Here is a 17,816-nt window from a genome sequence, read left to right as displayed (position 1 = left end):
TGTTTTTTGCTGGTTGTTGCGTGGGGGGGGGGGGGGGGGCCCGGCCCCCCAGGGGGTCAGACCACGACGTTGACGAGGCGGCCAGGCACCACGATCACCTTCTTGGGCACGGCACCGTTGGTGAACTTCTGGCATTCCTCGTTGGCCAGGGCGATGCGCTCGATCTCGGCCTTGTCGGCCGTCGAGGACACCAGGATGGCCCCGCGCAGCTTGCCGTTGACCTGCAGCACCAGAGAGATCTCGTCCTGCACCAGGGCCTGGGGATCGACCTGGGGCCAGGGCGCATCCAGCACGTCGCCCAGGTGGGCGGCGTAGCCCAGCTCGCTCCACAGCGCATGGGCCAGGTGGGGCGTGGCCGGGTAGAGCACGCGCAGCAGGATGCCGAAGCCTTCGATCAGCGCCACCTGGGCGCCCGCGTCGTCGAAGGACTTGAAGTCCTCCAGCGCGTTGATCATCTTCATGGCGCCCGAGACCACGGTGTTGTACTGCATGCGCTGGTAGTCGTATTCCACCTGCTTGAGCACGGTGTGGATCTCCAGGCGCAGGGACTTGGCGGCCTTGCCGAACTCCACGTCGTCCAGCGACTTGGCGCCGGCCACGCTTTGCACGGCACCGGCCATGTCCATCTGCGACAGCTTGGCGCCGAAGTTGTAGACGCGGCGCAGGAAGCGGTAGCTGCCTTCGACGGCGGCATCGTTCCACTCCAGCGTCAGCTCGGGCGGCGCGGTGAACATGGTGTACAGACGCGCGGTGTCGGCGCCGTACTTCTCGATCAGCTCCTGCGGATCGATGCCGTTGTTCTTGGACTTGGACATGGTGCCCACGCCCTCGTAGTCGATGTCCGTGCCCACGGGCAGCAGGCCATCGGCGCTGTCCACCTCGGCCTTGAGCTTGGCGCCCACGATCTTGCCGGTCTCGTCGAACACATGCTCGACATCCTTGGGCCAGAAGTACTCCTTGGCACCCTTGGCCGTGCGGCGGCTGTAGATGTGGTTGAGCACCATGCCCTGGGTCAGCAGCTTGGTGAAGGGCTCATCGACCTTGACCAGGCCCAGGTCACGCATGACCTTGGTCCAGAAGCGCGCGTACAGCAGGTGCAGGATGGCGTGCTCGATGCCGCCGATGTACTGGTCCATGCCGCTGCCGCCGGTGGCGGCATTCTGGTCCCGCATCCAGTACTCGGCACCTTCCGCCACCATCTGCTCGCTGTTCCTGGCGTCGCAATAGCGCATGAAGTACCAGGACGAGTCCACGAAGGTGTCCATGGTGTCGGTCTCGCGGCGCGCGCTCTTGCCGCAGCAGGGGCAGACCACGCCGGCGTGGAAGGCTTCGCTCTTGATCAGGGGGTTGCCCGAGCCATCGGGCACCAGGTCCTGGGGCAGGACCACGGGCAGGTCCTTGGCGGGCACGGGCTGGGCGCCGCAGTCCTCGCAGTGGATGATGGGAATCGGCGTGCCCCAGTAGCGCTGGCGGCTCACGCCCCAGTCGCGCAGGCGCCAGGTGGTTTTCTTCTCGCCAAGGCCCTTGGCGGCCAGCAGTTCGGCCACCTTGTCCACGGCCGCCACATGGGGCAGGCCGTCGAGTTCGCCGGAATCGATGCAGACAGCGCGCTGCTTGTCGCCGTACGAGTCGGCCCATGCCTCGGTGCTGAAGGTCTCGCCTTCGACCGCGATGACCTGGCGGATGGCGATGCCGTACTTCTTCGCGAAGGCGAAGTCACGCTCGTCATGCGCGGGCACGCCCATGACGGCGCCGTCGCCGTAGCTCATGAGCACGTAGTTGCCGACCCAGACCTCGACCTGGGCGCCCGTCAGCGGATGCGTGACGAACAGGCCCGTGGGCAGGCCTTCCTTTTCCTTGACCGCGAGTTCGGCCTCGGTGGTGCCGCCCTTCTTGCACTCTTCGATGAAGGCGGCCAGCTTGGGGCTCGTGGCGGCGGCGTGCAGGGCCAGCGGATGCTCGGGCGCCACTGCGCAGAACGTCACGCCCATGATGGTGTCGGCACGCGTGGTGAACACGTACAGGCGGCCGTCCTGGATGGGCTGGCCGTCGGCGCCACGGATGTCGTGGGTGAACGCAAAGCGCACGCCGGAGCTCTTGCCGATCCAGTTTTCCTGCATCAGGCGGACTTTTTCAGGCCAGCCGGTCAGCGTGGCCTTGTCGCCGCCCACCTGGACATGGTCCAGCAGCTCCTGGGCGTAGTCGGTGATCTTCAGGTAGTAGCCGGGGATTTCGCGCTTTTCGACCGGCGCGCCCGTGCGCCAGCCGCGGCCGTCGATGACCTGCTCGTTGGCCAGCACGGTCTGGTCCACCGGGTCCCAGTTCACGACCTGGGTCTTGCGGTAGGCAATGCCCTTTTCCAGCATCTTCAGGAACAGCCACTGGTTCCACTTGTAGTAGTCGGGGTCGCAGGTGGCGATCTCGCGGCTCCAGTCGATTGCCAGCCCCATCGCCTGCATCTGCTTTTTCATGTAGGCGATGTTGTCGTAGGTCCACTGCGCAGGCGGCACCTTGTTCTTGAGCGCAGCGTTCTCGGCCGGCAGGCCGAAGGCGTCCCAGCCCATGGGCATGAGGACGTTGTAGCCCTTCATGCGCAGCTGGCGCGTCAGCATGTCGTTGATGGTGTAGTTGCGCACATGGCCCATGTGCAGCTTGCCGCTGGGGTAGGGCAGCATGGAGCAGGCGTAGAACTTGGGCTTGGCCTGGTCTTCGGTCACGCGGTAAGCGTCGCGGGCGGACCAGTGGTCTTGCGCTGCGCGCTCAACGTCGATGTGGTTGTATTTCTCTTGCATGGTGCTGCGGCCCAGGGGCCTGACAAGGTGGATTGCCGGAATCAACCGGCGATTTTAGGCCCCCGGCCCGGCCGTGCCCGAAGCCGCCCACAAGCCCGCAGGCGGTACTGCGTCATCGGCGGCCGCTTGCCCGCCTATGGCACGGGGAAAAGCCGCACTGCGTATGCTTGCCAACTCTGCGGCGCCATGCCGCAGGCGTTCCTCCATCGCCAGCCCGGGCTTGCGCAGGAACCGATGCGCATCTCCCGGGCATGCCGCCACTGCGCGCGGCCTCATGGTGCCGGCCGCAGGCAGGCCGGCACTGCAACGCCCTGGAGTTTTTCTTGCTGAACTGGTCTTTGATTTCCGGCTGGGATCCCGTCATGCAGGCCCTGGCCGCGCTGTGCGCGCTGGTGCTGCTGGCCCGCTCGGCGGGGTTTGTCGTGCAATGGCTGCTGCTGCGCGTGCTGCCGCGCATGCGCAGCACGCTGGTGGAGATGGAATGGGCGCAGGTGCTGCTGCACGACAGCGTGCTGCAGCGGCTGGCCAAGGCCGTGCCTTCGCTGGTCATGCAGTCGGGCGTGCAGGCCATACCGCAGCTGCAGCCGCAGTGGGCCACGCTGATCCTGAACCTGGCCATCGCCTGCACCATCTACCACGTGGCCCGCGTGATCAGCGCCCTGCTCAACGCCATGAACGAGGCGCACGAGCTCAAGGAAGAGCGCAAGGCCACGCAGGCCCACTCGATCAAGAGCTATGTGCAGTTGGGCAAGCTGCTGGTGTTCCTGATCGCCATCGTGCTCATCGTCGCCACCCTGGTGGACCGCTCGCCGCTGTTGCTGCTGTCGGGCCTGGGCGCGGCCTCGGCCGTGCTGATGCTGATCTTCAAGGACACCATCATGTCCTTCGTGGCCGGCGTGCAGCTGGGCTCCAACGACATGCTGCGCGTGGGCGACTGGATAGAGATGCCCCAGGTCGGCGCCGATGGCTTCGTGATCGACATCGCGCTGCACACGGTGAAGGTGCAGAACTGGGACAAGACCATCACCACCATTCCCACCTGGCGGCTGATGAGCGACAGCTACAAGAACTGGCGCGGCATGTTCGAGTCGGGCGGGCGCCGCATCCGCCGCTCGCTGCACATAGACGCCCACACCATCCGCCTGCTGACGCCCGAGCAGCGGCAGAAACTGGCGCTGCTGGAGCCCCTGAAGGACCATTGGACCCGCAGCGGCGACCTGCGCATGGCCGACGCGCCTGCAGGCAGCGAGATGGCCGCGCAGCAACTCAGCAATCTGGCCGTTTTCAAGGCCTATGCATACGCCTACCTGCTGCGCCATCCGCACATCCACAAGACGCCGAACATGTTTTTGCTGGTGCGCACCATGGAGCCTTCGCCCATGGGCGTGCCGCTGGAGCTGTTTTGCTACACCAGCACCACGGTCTGGGTGGAGTACGAGGCCATACAGGGCGCGATCTTCGACCACCTGATCGGCATGCTGCCGCTGTTCGGGCTCAGCCTGTACCAGCGTTCCTCGGACCATGGCCAGCATCTGCGGCTGGCGGGCAGCGAGCGCTGGCCCGAAGGACAGGAATAGGTTCGCGGACGCAGGCCCGGCGGCGCTTCAGCGCCCGGCGCCGGAAGGGCCCAGGACGGCGGCGGACCGGCCCTCCTGGCTTCGCGCAGGCTCTGCCACGAAGCCCATGCGCGTCAGGCCCGCCGCGTGGGCCCAGCCCATGAGCTCGGCCACGCGGCCATAGGGCACGGCCTGGTCGGCACGCAATTGCAGCTCGGCCTGGGGATTGCGGGCGCCAAGCCGGGCCAGACGCTCGCGCAGTGCCTCGGGCGTGGTGGGCTGGCCCTGCACCCAGAGCGCGCCCTGCGCATCGACCTCCAGCAGCAGCGCATCGTCCTCGCCCGCTGCCGCCATGGGCTGGGTGCCCTGGGCCTGGGGCAATTGCACGCGCAGGGAGGCAGCCAGCATGGGTGCCGCAAGAATGAAGATGACCACCAGCACCAGCATCACGTCCACCAGCGGGGTGACATTGATGGCGTGCATGGGCTGGGGGGCGCTCTCCTTGCCGCTCAGTCGTCCGAAGGCCATGTGCGCTCCTGCCTGGCCGCCCGGTCAGGGCGCTTCCATGGGGCCGGCCGGCAGGCCGGCGACGGGCATGCCGTCATCCGGCTGCGCCTGCCCGGGCTGCTCCAGGCCGAACATGGCCTGCAGGTCATGGGCAAAGCCTTCGAGCAGGGCTTCCATCTGGGCGGCGGCGCGGCCCAGCAGGTTATAGGCCAGCACGGCCGGCAGGGCCACGGCCAGGCCGGCTGCCGTCATCACCAAGGCCTCGCCCACAGGGCCGGCCAGTTGCTCGATGCCGATCTGTCCGCTGCCGGCCAGCGTGGCCAGCGCGTGGTGAATGCCCCAGACGGTGCCCAGCAGGCCTACGAAGGGCGCCGTGGCGCCCACGGTGGCCAGCAGGGTCTGGCCCCATTGAAGCTGGTGGCTGGCCGACTGCAGCGCCTGGCGCAGGCCGCGCGTGAGGCGCACGGAGCGCGCTGCGCGCCCCGAGAGCGCCATGCCGCTGCTGCCCGTGGGCGCGAGGGCCTGGGACACGGCCCCGGCCATGGGCGCCACCAGTTGCTGGCGATCGCCCTCGGCCATGCGGGCCTGGCCCGTGGCCAGGTCCGGCGCACTCCAGAAGGCCGCAATGGCCTGTGGAACTCGGCGGCGGCTGGCGGCCATGAACCAGATCTTCCAGACAATGACCACCCAGCTGGCCACCGACAGCGCCAGCAGCAGCAGCGCCGTGCCGCGCGCCACGGCGTCGCCTTGCTGCCACCAGAGCCAGAGTGGGCCGGTCATGGTCTTTATCTCGCCCGTATGGCCAAAGAGAGGTACGCGGCGCTACGGCCCTGGGTCTGTGCCATCACAGACCCAGGACATCGTTCATGTCGTACTGGCCCGTTGCCTTGCCTGCCAGGAAGCGCGCCGCCCGCAGGCTGCCCTGCGCATAGCCGGCACGGCTGCTGGACTTGTGCGAGATCTCGATGCGCTCGCCCGTGCCCGCGAACAGCACCGTGTGGTCGCCGATGATGTCGCCGCCGCGCACGGTGGCAAAGCCGATGGTGTTGTGCTCGCGCGCGCCGGTGTGGCCGAAGCGCTCGTAGACGGCGCGGTCGGCCAGCTTCGTGCCCTGGGCTTCGGCGATGACCTCGCCCATCTTGAGGGCCGTGCCCGAGGGGGCATCGACCTTGTGGCGGTGGTGGGCCTCGACGATTTCGATGTCATAGCCGCTGGACAGCGCCTTGGCCGCCATCTCCAGCAGCTTGAAGGTGACGTTCACGCCCACGCTCATGTTGGGCGACAGCACCACGGCCGTGCGCTGGGCGTACTCGGCGATGCGGGCCTTTTGCTCGTCGCTGAAGCCCGTGGTGCCGATGACCAGCTTGACGCCCAGCTCGGCGCAGATGGCCAGGTGCTCCATCGTGCCTTCGGGGCGCGTGAAGTCGATCAGGCAGTCGGCCTTGGACAGCGCGGCGCGCACATCGCTTTCGATGGCGATGCCGCTGGGCTGGCCCAGGAAGGCCGAGGGGTCGGTGCCCAGCGAAGGGCTGTCGGCGCGGTCCAGCGCGGCGGCCAGCGCAAGGTCATCGCTTTGCGCGATAGCCTCGATCAGCATGCGGCCCATGCGGCCGGAGGCGCCGGCCACGGCCACACGCAGGCGCTGGTTGTTGCTGGAGGAAGTGGCAGTCGTGGCGTTCATGTCGGGAAAGGGATGCACAAGCTCAATGCACGGACAGCAGGCAAAAGCGGCGCCAGACAGGCACTGCGGCGGCCGCCATCCACGGAAAAACGCCCGCATGCCTTGCGGCGCGCGGGCGGCGATATCAACGGGCGCCGGATTCCAGTGGCGGGTAGCTGGCCGCTGTGGGCGGCGGCTCGGCGGCCACGGGCTCTTCCACAGGCTTGGCGGCCGGGAACTTGGACAGCTGCTCCTCGCTGGCTTCCAGCTGCGGAATCTTGCCCAGCTTCTTCTTGGAGCCCAGGCTGGCGACGAATTCGGCCTCGGTGGGCATCTCGTCGCCTTCGGAGCGGGCAAACAGGTCGCCGTTGAAGAAGACGGTCAGCTTGCGCACCTGCGAATCGACGCCGGGGCGCTTGATGGTGAACACATATTCCCAGCGGTCGGCGTGGAATACGCTGGTGACCAGCGGCGTGCCGAGAATGTCGCGCACCTGCTGGCGGCTCATTCCGGGCTGCAGGGCCTCGACCTGTTCACGGGAGACGAAGTTGCCTTGGACGACCTCGACCTTGTAGGGAGTGACGACATTGGCGACTCGGTGCGCGGCGCCATCGAGGCTGCTGCAGCCTGCCAGCGCCACCCCGATCGACAGCATCAGGGCCGCACTCGTGCGGCAACGGGCTTGAACATGCATTGGTATCAGCATAGGGATATGATCGTGGATCATTGTAGCGGCTGGTCCCTAGGGCTTGCGATCATGCGACGCCCCTGGCACCAGGGCCATTTTGTTCGCCGCCCCGCGCCTGCCATGGTGGCAGTCCAGCGGGCAGTCTCTGCCAAAGACCCAGACATGAAGAACATCGACGAACTCAAGAGTACCGGCCTGAAGGCCACGCTTCCCCGCCTGAAGATCCTGGAGATCTTCCAGACGGGTGCGCAACGCCACATGACGGCCGAAGACGTGTTCCGCGTGCTGCTGGACGAACGCTCGGACATCGGCCTGGCCACGGTCTACCGCGTGCTCACGCAGTTCGAGCAGGCCGGCATCCTCATCCGCAGCAATTTCGAGAGCGGCAAGGCCGTCTACGAACTCAATGAAGGCCAGCACCACGACCACTTCGTGTGCACCAGCTGCGGCAAGGTCGAGGAGTTCTACGATCCCGATATCGAAAAGCGCCAGAACCTGATCGCCAAGGCCAAGGGCTGGGTGATCCAGGACCATTCGATGGCCCTGTACGGACAGTGCGCGGAATGCGCGAGCCGGCCCAGCAAATAAGGCCGGGTCCCTCAAAAAAAGCGGAGTGTGAAGCACTCCGCTTTTTTTTGCCTTTTACTTTTTGCTACCGGCGCTTTACAGGGCGAAGCACATGGGCGGAGGATGCTGGCGTCCAATGGATGCCCCCTCCCCACCGAGACACCATGCGCCGCACATCGCCGTTCGCCATCGCTCTCACGTTCTGCGCCATCACCCTGGCCACGGGCTGCGCGCCCCTGCAGGCGCCGCCCTCCTCCGCAACGCCTGCACTCCATGCCCTGCCCGATGCGCCCCTCACCGCCGCGCAGCGCCAGCAATGGCTGGACCGCGTGACCTGGGGCGCCACCGACAGCGAGGATGCACAGCTGCAGCGCCTGGGCCTCAAGGCCTGGCTGGCCCGGCAGTTGCAGCCCGGCCCCCGGCCGCTGCCGCCGCAGGCACAGCAGCGGATTGACCAGCTGGGCATCAGCCAGCGCCCCATGAACGAGGTTCTGCTGGAACTGGAGTCCCAGCGCAAAGCCGTGCAGGAGGCGGCATCGGCCGATGAAAAGGCCGCGCTGCAGCAGACCTACCAGCGCACGCTGAACCAGTTGGGCAACGATGCCCAGAAGCGCTTCGTGATCCGTGCGCTGTACTCGCCGGCGCAGTTGCAGGAGCAGATGACCTGGTTCTGGATGAACCATTTCAGCGTCAGCCTGCGCAAGGCCGATATCCGCGCCTGGGTGGGCGACTACGAGGAGCAGGCCATACGCCCGCATGCGCTGGGCAGCTTTCGCAGCCTGCTGGAAGCCTCGCTGCGCCACCCGGCCATGCTGCGCTACCTAGACAACGCCAGCAATGCGGCAGGCCGCATCAACGAGAACTACGCGCGCGAACTGCTGGAGCTGCACACCATGGGCGTGGGCAGCGGCTACACCCAGGCCGATGTGCAGGAGATGGCGCGCATCCTGACCGGCGTGGGCATCAGCCTGCAGCCGGCCGGCACGCCGCCGCCGCGCATGCGCCCCGAGCGCCAGGGCGACTACCTGCGCTCGGGCTTTTTCGAGTTCAACCCCAACCGGCACGACTACGGCCCCAAGACCTTCCTGGGCCAGCCCATGCACGCACGCGGCATGGCCGAGGTCCAGGAGGCGCTGGACCGCATCGTCGCCTCGCCGGCCACGGCGCAGTTCATCGCGCGCAAGCTGGCGGTGTTCTTCATTGCCGACGATCCGCCGCCCGCCCTGGTGCAGCGCACGGCCCAGGCCTTCACGCGCAGCCGGGGCGATATCGCGGCCACCGTGGCCACGCTGCTGGCCGATCCCGAGGCCGCCCGCTTCGGCCGCAAGTTCCGCGATCCGCTGCACTACGTGCTGGCCGCCACGCGGCTGTCGGTGGATCAGCGCGTGGCGGCCGACGTGGCGCCGGTGCTGGGCTGGGTCAACCGGCTGGGGCAGAACCTCTATGCGCATGAGACGCCGGACGGCTATCCGCAGATGCAGTCCGACTGGGCCAGCTCGGGCCAGATGGCGGCGCGCTTCGAGGTGGCGCGCCAGATCGCCACGCGCAGCGCCGTCCTGTTCCGCGCCGACCCCGCAGACGCGCTGGAGAAGCCGCCCTACCCCACGCTGTCGGAATTGGCCAGCGTGCGCCAGCGCCTGCCGCAGTGGAGCCAGGCCACGCAGGCGGCACTGGCCCAGGCCCGCAGTCCGGCGGACTGGAATACCTACTTCCTGTCCGCCCCCGAAATGATGTTCCGCTGACCCCCGGGAGACTGTCCATGCAGCGACGCCACTTTCTGTCCCTGGCCTCCACCGTGCCCTTTGCCGCCCACCTGGGCCGGCTGCAGGCCGCCACGCCCCGGCCAGCCACGCCGCGCCTGCTGCTGGTGTTCCTGCGCGGCGCCTATGACAGCAGCAATCTGCTCGTGCCCACGCACAGCGACTTCTACTACGAGGCCCGCCCCAGCATCGCCATTGCCCGGCCCGGCGAGGCCCGGGGCGCCCTGGCGCTGGACGACCGCTGGGGCCTGCACCCGGTGCTGCAGGACAGCATCCACCCGCTGTTCCAGGCAGGCCAGGCCTGCTTTGTGCCCTTTGCGGGCACGCACGACCTGTCGCGCAGCCATTTCGAGACGCAGGACTCCATCGAGCTGGGCCAGGGCCTGGACGGGCGCCGCAGCTACCAGTCGGGCTTTCTGAACCGGCTGGCCCAGGTGCTGGGACAGGATGGCCGCACGGCGGTATCGCCCATGGCCTTCACGCCCCAGCTTCCGCTGCTGCTGCGCGGCAGCCTGCCGGCCGCCAACATGGCGCTGGCATCCGTGGGCAAGGGCGGCCTGGACGATCGCCGCAGCCAGGCCATTGCCGCCATGTACGCGGGCACGGCCCTGGGCCCGGCCGTGCAGGAGGGCTTTGCGGTGCGTGATGCCGTGCAGCGCAGCGTGCAGGAGGAAATGGACCAGGCCGGGCGCAATGCCATCAGCGCACGCGGCTTTGCCCTGGTGGCGCAGCGCATGGCGGCCCTGATGCGCGAGCGCTTCGACCTGGGCTTTGTCGATGTGGGCGGCTGGGACACGCACGTGGCCCAGGGCGGCGCCACGGGCGCGCTGGCCGGGCGGCTGGACGAGCTGGGCCGGGGCCTGGCCGGCTTTGCCCAGGAGATCGGCCCCGAGGCCTGGCGGCATACGGTGGTGGTGGTGATCAGCGAGTTCGGCCGCACCTTCCGCGAGAACGGCAACAAGGGCACGGACCACGGCCACGGCACGACCTACTGGCTGCTGGGCGGCGGGCTGTCCTCGCGCGCGGGCGGGCGCATCGTGGGCGAGCAGGTCGAGGTCAACCAGAAAAACCTGTTCCAGAACCGCGACCATCCCGTGCTCAACGAGTACCGCGCCGTGCTGGGCGGCCTGTTCCAGCGCATGTATGGATTGAGCCCGGCCCAGCTGCAGCGCGTGTTCGAGGGCGTCACGCCCCGCGATCTTCAGTTCATCTGACCATCTGGCTGCGCTGCAGGGCCTGCCGGGAACGGCAGTGGCGCCGGCACGGCCACGCCGGCCAGCTTGTCGGGGTTGCGCAGCGTGTAGATGCAGCGGATCAGGCCGTCCTCGACCAGCAGCGTCTGCACGGACTCCAGTTCGCCGTCGATGCAGCGCAGCAGGCCCGGCAGGCCGTTGACGCGCGCCAAATGCAGGGTCTGGCGCTGGCCGTTGCGCCGCATGCGGCGCGTGGTGGCGAAGTACAGCAGGGCCAGGCGCCGGCCCGTCTCCAGCACGCGGCCGAACGAGGGCACCTTGCCGCCGCCGTCGCTGATGAGCTCGGCATCGGGCGCGAACAGCGCCTGGATCTGCGCGAAGTTTCCCCCCTGCACGGCCTGCGCAAAGCGCTGCAGCAGCGCGGCATGGGCCTCGGGCGGCGCCGCAAAGCGCGGGCGGCCGGCCTGTACATGGCTGCGGGCGCGGTGCACGAGCTGGCGGCAGGCGGCCTCGCTGCGGCCCAGGGCCTGGGCCACCTCGGCATAGTCGGCATCGAAGATCTCGCGCAGCAGGAAGGCCGCACGTTCGTCGGGGGTGAGCTGCTCCAGCACGAACATCAGGGCCGTGGACACGTCGTGGGCCCGCTCCAGCAGGTCTTCGGCCGAGGGCGCGGCCTCCTCGGCCCAGGGCTGGACCAGGGGCTCGGGCAGCCAGAAGCCCTGGTAGTGCTCGCGCTCGGCGCGCAGGCGGCGCAGCCGGTCTATGGCCAGACGCGTGGTCACGGAGACCAGCCAGGCCTCGGGCTGCTCTATGCCGGCGCGCTCGGCGCCATGCCAGCGCAGCCAGGCTTCCTGGACCAGGTCTTCGGCATCGGCGCGCTGGCCCAGCATGCGGTAGGCCAGGCCGAACAGGCGCGGGCGGTGGCGCTCGAACAGCGCCAGGGGATCGTCAGGGGCGGAGGAGGTCTGCATGCCATCAAGACGCGGGAGCGTGGCGTTTTGTGACAGACAGGGCCGGCATGGTGCTCGGTGCCTTGGTGACTCAGTGGGGCTGCGGAGCCTGCATCACGCTGGGATCGGTATGGATCAGCTCCAGCGGATAGCGGCGGCCGGCCAGGTAGTCCTCGATGCTTTGCATCACCAGCGGGCTGCGGTGCTGGGCTGCGCAGGCCTTGAGTTCGTCCAGCGTCATCCAGACCGTGCGCAGGATGCCGTCGTCCAGCGGCTGGCCGGGCCGGAACCCGCCCAGCTCGCCCGTGAATGCAAAGCGCAGATAAGTGATGTCCGAACCCGTGCGCGTGCGCACGAAGCGGTTCAGGTAAATGCCGACCAGGGCCGTGGGCACGAAGTCGTGCGCGGTTTCCTCGTCGACCTCGCGCACGCAGGCGGCGATGGGCGACTCGGCCGGGTCGAGATGGCCTGCGGGCGTGTTGTAGCGCACGCCATCGGCCGTGTCTTCTTCCACCAGCAGAAAACGGCCATCGCGCTCAATGATGGCCGCCACAGTGACATTGGGTTTCCAGCGATCGGGCATGGCGCGCATTATGACCAGAGGCGGCCGCCACGTCCCCGGCCAAAACCCCCTCAACACGCCCTGCCGGCCACCCACGCGACACCGCGCCCTACAGCGGCCGGACCATGTACAGCGCACCATCGCCATAGCTGTCCAGGCGCTGCTGCTGCAGCGGGTTCGCCAGCGCCTGCACGGCATAGCCATGGCGCTCCCAGTAGCCGCGCGAGCCCTGCACCGACACCAGGGCCGTGTGGCGCAGGCCCTCGGCACGCGCCCTGTCCCAAAGCGGCGCCAGCAGCGCGCGCGCCAGGCCCTGGCCTGCAGCGTCGGGGTGCACGGCCATGTCGTGCAGGTAGAGGGTGTCGGCCTGCTCCACGGCTTCGAAGTCACCATGCAGCGGGGTGATCTTGGCCATCCGGCTGCGGTAGGCCGCAAGGTAGGCGCGCACCCGGCCGCCCTGCTCCAGCGCCAGCGAGCAGTTCACCGCGCTGGCCAGGCGCCGCGCAAAGACCTCGCCGCTCTCGGCATAGTCCGCGCCATAGCAGGCCAGCTGGATGTGCAGCAGATCGGACAGGTCGGCAGCGGTCAGTGCGCGGACATGGAAGCGGCCAGCGAGGGGCGGGGGAGAAGACATGGACAGGTCATTTGAGCGCCGATGGCAGGCCCGCCAGGGTAAGCGATGGTCCATGCCCCAGCATGCCCTGCCGGAATCGGTGCTGCCGGTGCGGTCAATCCTTCCAGCGCTCGCGTATGTCTTCCAGCTGCGGGCGCAGGCCGATGAACAGCGGCACCAGGCGCGGGTCGAAGTGGGCGCCGGCCTGCTGCTCTATGTGCTCCATGGCGTCGTCCACGGTCCAGGCGTGCTTGTAGGGGCGCTCCGTGGTGAGCGCGTCGAACACGTCGGCCACGGCCACGATGCGCGAGGCCAGCGGAATGTCCTCGCCCGCCAGGCCCTGCGGGTAGCCCGTGCCGTCCCATTTCTCGTGATGGGTCAGCGCAATGCTGTAGGCCATCTGCAGCACCTGGGAGTCGTGCTCGCCGATGATCTCGGCGCCGATCTGCGGATGGCGGCGCATGACGGTCCATTCCTCGGCCGTCAGCGGGCCGTTCTTGAGCAGGATGGCGTCGGGGATGCCGATCTTGCCCACGTCGTGCATGGGTGCGGCGTTGAGCAGGTCGTCGGCCCACTCGTCGGTGCAGCCGGCCGCCAGCGCCAACGTCTTTGCGTAGTGGCTCATGCGGATCACGTGCATGCCGGTTTCGTTGTCGCGGTACTCGGCCGCGCGGCCCAGGCGCTGCACGATCTGCAGCCGCGTGCTGCGCAGCTCGTCGAGCTTGACCAGCGACAGGTGGTTGCGCACCCGCGCGCGCACCACGGGCGCACGCACGGGCTTGACGATGTAGTCCACCGCGCCGGAGGCAAAGCCCAGCGCCTCGTCCTGCCCGTCCGACAGGGCCGTGATGAAGATCACCGGGATGCGGGCGGTGTCGGCCTGTGCCTTGAGCTGGCGGCACACGGCGTAGCCATCGAGCTCGGGCATCATGATGTCCAGCAGGATCAGGTCCGGCTGGTGCTGTGCCAGCTGCAGTGCCTTGCGCCCGTCCGTGGCGAACGAGAGCCGGTAGTCCTCGCCCAGGATCTGGCGCAGCACATGCAGGTTGGTCGGGTCGTCATCGACCAGCAGCAGGCGCGGGCGCTTGTCCGTTGCCAGTAGATTGGGCGCATTCATGCTCTGTCTCCATCGATCGAGGGCAGTTGCTGCTGCAGCTGCTGGGCGCATTCCTGCGCACGCTCGAAGTCGAAATTATCCAGTGCCTGCTGCAGTGGTTGCAGCTGTTCGGCCGTCAGCATGCGCACCAGGGCTTGCATGGCCTGCCCGTCCAGCTCCCCGCTTTGCAATGCGGCAACGATGCGCTCCAGCCAGGGCCGGGTATCGGCCGGCAGGCAGGACGCGCCGCCCTGCGGCCCGGCATCGGCCACGGGCGGCGCCGGTGCCGTACCGCCGGGCAGCGCCTGACCCGCGACCTCGCCCACCGGCATGGCGGCCGGATGGCGCTGGCGCAGCTCCTGCGTCACCGCATCCAGCGCCTGCTGCAACTGGTCGATGAGTGCAAGCAGCTGGGGCTGCGGGGCGCCATCCTGCGCATGGCCTTCCAGGCGCGATGCCAGGCGGTATATGGCCTGCAGCCCCAGGTTGCCTGCCGCGCCGCGCACGCGGTGCGCCAGGCCCACCAGGGCTTCGGTCCCCGGGCGCTGCAGGGCGCGGCGCAGGCGATCGGCCAGGTCGAGCTGCTCGTTCAGAAAGCGCCGAATGGCGGCCACCAGCGGATCGACCCGGCCCCACAGCGCAATGCCCGAGGCCCAGTCCACCGTGACATCGGGCAGCCCCGCCTGGGCACTGGCGGGCGCGGGCGGCCTGGCCTCCTTGAGCGCCACCTGCAGCGACAGCAGCCGCGCGATCTCGGCCTGCAGCCGCGCCATGTCCAGCGGCTTGGAGGCAAAGCCGTCCATGCCGGCGGCGCTGGCGTCGCTGCGGTCCTTCTCCAGCACGCTGGCCGACAGCGCGACGATGGGCACGGGCCGGCGCTGCAGCTGCCGCTCCCAGACGCGGATGGCGCGCGCCGCCGCCAGGCCATCCATGCCCGGCATCTGCAGGTCCATCAGCACCACGTCGAAGGGCGGCTCCTGCGCCTGCACGCAGCGCAGCGCCTCGGCGCCGTCATGCGCCAGCGCCATCTGGTGGTTCTGGCTGGAGAAGTTGATCTGCAGCAGTTCCAGGTTCTCGGGCACATCGTCCACGGCCAGGATGTGCAGCGGCGGCAGGCCGCGGCTGGCCGCGCCGCGCTCGGACAGCGGGCTCTCGCCGACCGGCAGGGGCAGGCGCACCTCGAACACCGTGCCCACGCCCACGGTGCTGTGCAGCTGGATGCTGCCGCCCATGAGCTCGGCCAGCTGGCGCGAGATGGTCGTGCCCAGGCCCGTGCCGCCAAAGCGCCGCGTGGTCGAGGCGTCGGCCTGGGCGAAGGGGTCGAAGATGCGGTGGATCTTCTCGGGCGCGATGCCGATGCCCGTGTCATGCACATCGAGCTGCAGCACGCCCTGCTCGTAGCGCACGCGCAGCAGCACATGGCCACGCTCGGTGAACTTCACGGCATTGCCCAGCAGATTCACCAGGATCTGCTGCACGCGCATGCCGTCGCCACGCAGGGCCGCCGGGGTGTGCGGATCGTAGTCCAGGCGCAGGTCCAGGCCCTTGCGGTCGGCCGTGATGCGCAGCGACGCCAGGATCTGCTGGCACAGCTCGCGCACCGAGAAATCCTCGATCTCCAGCTCCACCGCGCCCTTGTCGAGCTTGGCCGTGTCCAGGATGTCATTGAGCAGGCGCAGCATGGAGCGCGCCGCGTAGTGCACCGTGTCCAGGTAGCGCGCCTGCGTGGGCTGCAGGGCGGTTTCGCGCAGTGCCTCGGTGAAGCCGATGATGGCGTTCATGGGCGTGCGGATTTCGTGGCTCATGTTGGCCAGGAAGGTGCTGCGCGCGGCGGCGGCGGCCTCGGCATGCTCCTTGGCCAGCACCAGCTCCTGGGCCAGCTTGCGCTGGGCACTGATGTCGGTGAGCAGCTTGACGATCTTGTAGGGCCGGCCGTCGGCGTCGCGTATGGGGTTGTAGGTGGCCTGCACCCAGATGCGCCGCCCCTCGCGCCCGCAGCGCAGGAATTCGCCGGCCTGGAACTCACCCTCGGCCAGGCGGCGCCAGAACTGCACATGCTCGGGCGTGTGGGCATAGCCGGGCTCGCAGAACATGCCGTGGTGGCGGCCCGCGACCTCGTCGAGCCGGTAGCCGAACAGGTCCAGGAAATTGCGGTTGGCGCGCAGCACTTGGCCCAGCAGGTCGTACTCGATGGTGGCCAGCGACAGGTCGATGGCGCGCACCGTGCCCTCGAACTCGGCATTGCGCGCGCGCGCCGCCGTCTGGTCCATGATCACGCCGTCGATCCAGGTCAGCTCGTCGTGCTCGTTGAAGACGCCGCGCCCGGTCTCGGACACCCAGCGGGTGCTGCCGTCGCGGTGCAGCAGGCGGTAGTCGGCGTTGTAGGTCTGGCGCCGTGACAGCGAATGCGAGACCGCAGCCTCCAGCCGGTCGCGGTCCTCGGCATGGATGAGCCGGTCCCAGCCCGTGAGTCCGTCCGTGAAGTCCTGCTCAGTCCAGCCGGTCAGCTCCTTGATGGAGCGGCTGAGCAGCAGCGGCGTCCACTTGCCGTCATACAGGCAGCGGAAGGTGGTGCCCGGCACGTTGTTGATCAGGGTGCGGTACTGCTCCTCGCTGCGGCGCAGCGACTGCAGCATCTGGCGGCGCTCGCGGATGTCGGTCACAAAGCCCACGAACAGCGGATCGCCCGCAATCGCCACCCGGCCCACGGCCAGGCGCACGGCGATCTGCGTGCCGTCCTTGTGCAGGGCATGGACATCGCGGCTGGAGCCGAGCAGGCCTGCAAAGCCCGCGGCCAGCTGCTTTTCCAGCGAGCCGCCCTCACCATCGCAGCCCGACGCAGGCATGAGCAGGCTGGCGCTGCGGCCCAGCACCTCATGCGCCGTCCAGCCCAGCAGCCGCTCGGCCGCGCCGTTGAACGAGACGATGCTGCCGCGCCCGTCGATCATCACGATGCCGTCCACCGCCGTATCCACCACGGCGCGCAGGCGCGACTCGCTGCGCTGGACCTGCCGGTAGATCTGGCGGTAGCGCAGCGTCATGTTGACCGCGAGCACCAGGCCGAAGATCAGCACCACCACGCCCACGATGGAGAACACCAGCAGCGCATGCGTGGGCGCCTGCTGCTGCGCCAGCGCATCGATACCGGGCTTGAGGCGCAGTGCGTACAGGCCCGCATAGTGCATGCAGGAAATGGCCAGGCCCATGACTATGCCGGCCACCAGCGTGGGCCACAGGCGGCCCGTGTTGCCCAGCCGAAAGCGCACCCACAGCGACAGCATGGCCATGGTGGCGGCCACGATCACCGACAGCAGCACGCCCCAGGGGTCGTAGAGCATCAGGCTCCAGGTCTGGGCCGCCGCCATGCCGATGTAGTGCATGGAGCCAATGCCCAGCCCCATGAGCACGCCGCCGCCGACCAGCGCCTGGGCGGACAGCCGGGGCCGCACCATCAGCGTCAGCGCCAGCCAGGACGCCAGCATGCTGGGCAGCATGGACAGCGCGGTGATCCAGGGGTCGTAGTCGCCGAAGGTGCAGGGCACAAAGGCGAGCATGCCGATGAAATGCATGGCCCAGATGCCGGCGCCCAGGCAGAAGGCGCCGGTCAGCACGCCGGTGCGGCGTATCCGGGGCGAGGCGGCATTGCGCGCCAGCCCCGCGATCTGCATGGCCATCATCGACGTGGCCACGGCCACCCCCACCGACAGCGCCACCAGGCCCGGATGCAGCCACTGGAACCACTGCGGATGGGGTGCCCATCCGAGCACGAAGATCTCGTCCCAATTCATGGCGCCCCCCCTGAATGGCACAGGGCCACGGCACCTGCCTGCCCGCCATCGATAGTCTTAATATCTTTGATAATCATTTTCGAT

Annotated in this window: 14 protein-coding genes; 4 read left to right on the top strand and 10 right to left on the bottom strand. The window is 68.6% G+C overall.

What is annotated here, in order from left to right; translation table 11 throughout:
- Window positions 1-56: 56 nt before the first annotated feature.
- Window positions 57-2,792: a leucine--tRNA ligase gene (leuS, locus tag IAE24_RS03600; RefSeq protein WP_063328564.1), complete on the bottom strand. Its 2,736-nt coding sequence runs from the start codon at window positions 2,790-2,792 to the stop codon at window positions 57-59.
- A gap of 362 nt (window positions 2,793-3,154) precedes the next feature.
- Between leuS and IAE24_RS03595 the strand changes: the two genes are divergently transcribed.
- Window positions 3,155-4,369, top strand: coding sequence for a mechanosensitive ion channel family protein (locus IAE24_RS03595; RefSeq protein ID WP_043783749.1), 1,215 nt, complete (start codon window positions 3,155-3,157; stop codon window positions 4,367-4,369).
- Window positions 4,370-4,396: 27 nt separating this feature from the next.
- On the opposite strand, the gene IAE24_RS03590 is transcribed toward IAE24_RS03595, so the two are convergent.
- From IAE24_RS03590 to IAE24_RS03575, 4 genes are all read right to left on the bottom strand, one after another.
- Window positions 4,397-4,876: an ExbD/TolR family protein gene (locus IAE24_RS03590; RefSeq protein WP_012207802.1), complete on the bottom strand. Its 480-nt coding sequence runs from the start codon at window positions 4,874-4,876 to the stop codon at window positions 4,397-4,399.
- A 24-nt stretch (window positions 4,877-4,900) separates the two neighbouring features.
- On the bottom strand, window positions 4,901-5,635 hold the full coding sequence (locus IAE24_RS03585; protein WP_192368499.1) for a MotA/TolQ/ExbB proton channel family protein: 735 nt from the start codon (window positions 5,633-5,635) through the stop codon (window positions 4,901-4,903).
- 64 nt (window positions 5,636-5,699) lie between these two features.
- Window positions 5,700-6,536 (bottom strand): 4-hydroxy-tetrahydrodipicolinate reductase, encoded by an 837-nt coding sequence (gene dapB / locus IAE24_RS03580; RefSeq protein WP_199958563.1) that lies wholly within the window; start codon window positions 6,534-6,536, stop codon window positions 5,700-5,702.
- Between the two features lie 124 nt (window positions 6,537-6,660).
- Complete coding sequence (locus tag IAE24_RS03575; RefSeq protein ID WP_034397436.1) at window positions 6,661-7,209, bottom strand: outer membrane protein assembly factor BamE; 549 nt, start codon at window positions 7,207-7,209, stop codon at window positions 6,661-6,663.
- Between the two features lie 156 nt (window positions 7,210-7,365).
- Here IAE24_RS03575 and fur point away from each other — a divergent pair, with 156 nt between their 5' ends.
- From fur to IAE24_RS03560, 3 genes are all read left to right on the top strand, one after another.
- Window positions 7,366-7,791, top strand: coding sequence for a ferric iron uptake transcriptional regulator (gene fur / locus IAE24_RS03570; RefSeq protein ID WP_013804774.1), 426 nt, complete (start codon window positions 7,366-7,368; stop codon window positions 7,789-7,791).
- A 143-nt stretch (window positions 7,792-7,934) separates the two neighbouring features.
- On the top strand, window positions 7,935-9,512 hold the full coding sequence (locus tag IAE24_RS03565) for a DUF1800 domain-containing protein (RefSeq protein WP_199958565.1): 1,578 nt from the start codon (window positions 7,935-7,937) through the stop codon (window positions 9,510-9,512).
- 17 nt (window positions 9,513-9,529) lie between these two features.
- The gene (locus IAE24_RS03560) at window positions 9,530-10,744 is read left to right on the top strand and encodes a DUF1501 domain-containing protein (protein WP_199958566.1); all 1,215 of its coding nucleotides are present in this window, start codon (window positions 9,530-9,532) and stop codon (window positions 10,742-10,744) included.
- Here the strand turns inward: IAE24_RS03560 and sigJ are convergent.
- From sigJ to IAE24_RS03535, 5 genes are all read right to left on the bottom strand, one after another.
- Window positions 10,732-11,694 carry an RNA polymerase sigma factor SigJ gene (gene sigJ / locus IAE24_RS03555; protein WP_199958567.1) on the bottom strand — a complete coding sequence of 321 codons (963 nt, stop codon included), beginning with the start codon at window positions 11,692-11,694 and terminating at the stop codon, window positions 10,732-10,734. The genes IAE24_RS03560 and sigJ overlap by 13 nt on opposite strands.
- Before the next feature lie 70 nt (window positions 11,695-11,764).
- Window positions 11,765-12,265 carry an NUDIX hydrolase gene (locus tag IAE24_RS03550; RefSeq protein WP_043796522.1) on the bottom strand — a complete coding sequence of 167 codons (501 nt, stop codon included), beginning with the start codon at window positions 12,263-12,265 and terminating at the stop codon, window positions 11,765-11,767.
- A gap of 79 nt (window positions 12,266-12,344) precedes the next feature.
- Window positions 12,345-12,869, bottom strand: a complete 525-nt coding sequence (locus IAE24_RS03545) for a GNAT family N-acetyltransferase (RefSeq protein ID WP_199958568.1) — start codon at window positions 12,867-12,869, stop codon at window positions 12,345-12,347.
- Between the two features lie 94 nt (window positions 12,870-12,963).
- Entirely contained in the window at window positions 12,964-13,965 is a 1,002-nt protein-coding gene (locus IAE24_RS03540) for an HD-GYP domain-containing protein (RefSeq protein WP_012207812.1), read from the bottom strand.
- Window positions 13,962-17,732: a PAS domain S-box protein gene (locus IAE24_RS03535; RefSeq protein WP_199958569.1), complete on the bottom strand. Its 3,771-nt coding sequence runs from the start codon at window positions 17,730-17,732 to the stop codon at window positions 13,962-13,964. Before IAE24_RS03535 ends, IAE24_RS03540 begins: the two co-directional genes overlap by 4 nt.
- Between the last annotated feature and the right edge of the window lie 84 nt (window positions 17,733-17,816).

The organism is Delftia sp. S65 (assembly GCF_016516495.1).
Lineage (GTDB): Bacteria > Pseudomonadota > Gammaproteobacteria > Burkholderiales > Burkholderiaceae_C > Comamonas > Comamonas acidovorans.
This window is presented reverse-complemented; position numbering and strand designations above follow the sequence as displayed.

Coding starts and splice junctions, on each gene's coding strand:
- leuS (WP_063328564.1), bottom strand. CDS start 2,792: ATGCAAGAGAAATACAACCACATCGACGTTGAGCGCGCAGCGCAAGAC.
- IAE24_RS03595 (WP_043783749.1), top strand. CDS start 3,155: ATGCAGGCCCTGGCCGCGCTGTGCGCGCTGGTGCTGCTGGCCCGCTCG.
- IAE24_RS03590 (WP_012207802.1), bottom strand. CDS start 4,876: ATGGCCTTCGGACGACTGAGCGGCAAGGAGAGCGCCCCCCAGCCCATG.
- IAE24_RS03585 (WP_192368499.1), bottom strand. CDS start 5,635: ATGACCGGCCCACTCTGGCTCTGGTGGCAGCAAGGCGACGCCGTGGCG.
- dapB (WP_199958563.1), bottom strand. CDS start 6,536: ATGAACGCCACGACTGCCACTTCCTCCAGCAACAACCAGCGCCTGCGT.
- IAE24_RS03575 (WP_034397436.1), bottom strand. CDS start 7,209: ATGCATGTTCAAGCCCGTTGCCGCACGAGTGCGGCCCTGATGCTGTCG.
- fur (WP_013804774.1), top strand. CDS start 7,366: ATGAAGAACATCGACGAACTCAAGAGTACCGGCCTGAAGGCCACGCTT.
- IAE24_RS03565 (WP_199958565.1), top strand. CDS start 7,935: ATGCGCCGCACATCGCCGTTCGCCATCGCTCTCACGTTCTGCGCCATC.
- IAE24_RS03560 (WP_199958566.1), top strand. CDS start 9,530: ATGCAGCGACGCCACTTTCTGTCCCTGGCCTCCACCGTGCCCTTTGCC.
- sigJ (WP_199958567.1), bottom strand. CDS start 11,694: ATGCAGACCTCCTCCGCCCCTGACGATCCCCTGGCGCTGTTCGAGCGC.
- IAE24_RS03550 (WP_043796522.1), bottom strand. CDS start 12,265: ATGCGCGCCATGCCCGATCGCTGGAAACCCAATGTCACTGTGGCGGCC.
- IAE24_RS03545 (WP_199958568.1), bottom strand. CDS start 12,869: ATGTCTTCTCCCCCGCCCCTCGCTGGCCGCTTCCATGTCCGCGCACTG.
- IAE24_RS03540 (WP_012207812.1), bottom strand. CDS start 13,965: ATGAATGCGCCCAATCTACTGGCAACGGACAAGCGCCCGCGCCTGCTG.
- IAE24_RS03535 (WP_199958569.1), bottom strand. CDS start 17,732: ATGAATTGGGACGAGATCTTCGTGCTCGGATGGGCACCCCATCCGCAG.